We start from the raw sequence: 1736 nt of genomic DNA on the forward strand, positions 1-1736 counted from the left end.
TCATAGTAAAACCCCCGGTATTGGATTCTGGTCCAATACCGGGGGTTCACTTCACCATTGGAATTTTTTCCAACGACGACTATTTTTTAGTTATTTACGAAAACGTAGTAATGGTGTACAAATTAGTGGTGCGACCACGGCAGCTAAAATAGCCTCCGGAATACCGTTGGTGCCAACCACAATCAGCAATAAGCCACCTAAACGACTGACATCGGCAGTACCATAAGCTTGAGCAACGGCTGGCGTGCGGTAGAAAATAAAGATCAAGCCCAGAACTAAAAGCGTGTTGACCAGCGCCCCAGCCAGTGCCGCCACCATCATGGCTGGTGTTTGTTTGATTTTACGGCGCAACCAAATGAATAACCAACCAGCGACTAACCCAATCAAGATCCGCGGAACAATCGACACCACTGGATTAGTGAAAACTAACGGTGCCAGTGGACTTGTCGGTGACGTAAACGCACGAATAAAGGTGATCACACCCCACGCCCCACCAACAATTGCGCCATCCCGTGGTCCTAAAATAATTGCTGCAATGATCACGGTGATATGGATCGTTGTTAGATCGAGTAACCCAATTGGAATATAGCCGAATAGTGGAACAAAGTTCTGAATAATAATAATAGCAATAAACATCGCCAAAATACTAATGCGATAGGCCTGATTTTTTTGCCGCATAATGTGCTCCTCATTTTTAAGTAACTTTTAGTTAATTAGTCACACTAATTAATGTCACTATATTACCATATAATCGTTGAAAAATTACTGTTAAGCCACTAATTTTTCAATTCATATTTAACCTTTGCTACGGCTAAAACGTGTATAATGAAAGCGCGTGATAAATTAAAAAGCAGGTGAAAACTCGTGGCAATTTTAACAGATACATTTAAGTTAACAAATGGTGTAGAAATTCCCAAGGTCGGTTTCGGTATGTGGCAGGTTCCGGTTGGCGATACAGCTTATAACGCAGCTGCTACCGCATTAAAAGCTGGTTATCGGCATATTGACACAGCTAAAGCTTATCGGAATGAGGCTGATGTCGGCCGCGCCATTCGCGATTCAAGCATCCCCCGCAGCGATATTTTTGTAACCTCAAAGTTACCTGGTGCAACCAAAACTTATGATGGTGCTATCGCTGATTTTAACAGCACAATGAAACAACTTGATATCGACTATTTGGACCTTTACTTAGTCCACGCACCATGGCCATGGACTGAAGTTGGTAAAAACTGCGACAAAGAAAACATTGACGTTTGGCGTGCAATGGAAGATATTTACGCCACTGGTAAAGTCAAAGCAATCGGCGTTTCTAACTTCAATGTTCATGATCTAGAAAACATTTTACCAGGCGCTAAAGTAAAACCAATGGTTGATCAAATTCAGTATTACGTTGGTTTCACTGAACCAAAAATCACTACATTCGCTAAGCAAAACGATATTCTAATCGAAGCTTATTCACCATTAGCAACTGGCGGGATGCTGCAAAACGCACAAATGCAAGAATTAGCCACTAAATATAATGTCAGCGTGGCTCAATTAGCTTTACGCTTCTGCTTACAAAATGGCATCTTACCACTGCCAAAAGCAGTTAGCGCAGCGCACATTAAGAACAATGCTGAACTAGATTTTGAAATTAGTACTGCTGACATGGCAACATTAAATGCCTTGCCAGATACAGCACCGTAAGCAGTAAATAATCGACCGTATTCAAAAAGGCTGTCTTCTCATTTATATTT

At 41.6% G+C, this 1736-nt stretch carries 2 protein-coding genes; one reads left to right on the forward strand and one right to left on the reverse strand.

The window, feature by feature from the left end:
* Positions 1-90 precede the first annotated feature (90 nt).
* The gene (locus EKM80_RS14740) at positions 91-678 is read right to left on the reverse strand and encodes an ECF transporter S component (RefSeq protein WP_125554434.1); all 588 of its coding nucleotides are present in this window, start codon (positions 676-678) and stop codon (positions 91-93) included.
* Positions 679-864: 186 nt separating this feature from the next.
* Between EKM80_RS14740 and EKM80_RS14745 the strand changes: the two genes are divergently transcribed.
* Entirely contained in the window at positions 865-1686 is an 822-nt protein-coding gene (locus tag EKM80_RS14745; protein ID WP_125554436.1) for an aldo/keto reductase, read from the forward strand.
* Positions 1687-1736: the final 50 nt, after the last annotated feature.

Origin of the sequence: Loigolactobacillus jiayinensis (assembly GCF_003946445.1) — a bacterium.
Classification (GTDB): domain Bacteria; phylum Bacillota; class Bacilli; order Lactobacillales; family Lactobacillaceae; genus Loigolactobacillus; species Loigolactobacillus jiayinensis.